This window comes from Acinetobacter sp. AB03 (assembly GCF_058107045.1).
In genome coordinates, this window is the sequence record NZ_JBUEBA010000002.1 from 2,393,652 (window position 1) to 2,393,983 (window position 332).

The window sequence follows — 332 nt, forward strand, 5'->3', positions numbered from 1 at the left end:
CATTTTATATAAATACCAGTCCATATGGTCATTGTTAGATTGGCTATTCGTTTTCTTTGGTATATTCGCTTTAGTCCCTGTTTTCCTGATCTGTTCACGCAGTGGTTCTGAATCATAGCCTTTATCTGCGCATACCACTTTTGTCTCTTTTAAATCTAATGTTGATATTAAATCAGGTGCAACTTTAACATCATGTGTGGTTCCATCGGTAATTATGAAATCAATAGGATTGCCATGTGCATCAACAATCAAATGTATTTTTGAGGAGTTTCCTCCTACACTTTTAGAAATAGATTGATTCGCTATGCCAGCAGAATGTTGATGAGCACGTA

The 332-nt window shown here is 35.8% G+C and carries 1 pseudogene; it reads right to left on the bottom strand.

The features are described 5' to 3' along the window. Positions 1 to 332 (bottom strand): annotated as a pseudogene (locus ACY3FQ_RS12145) (IS5-like element ISAba31 family transposase); the annotation flags it as partial.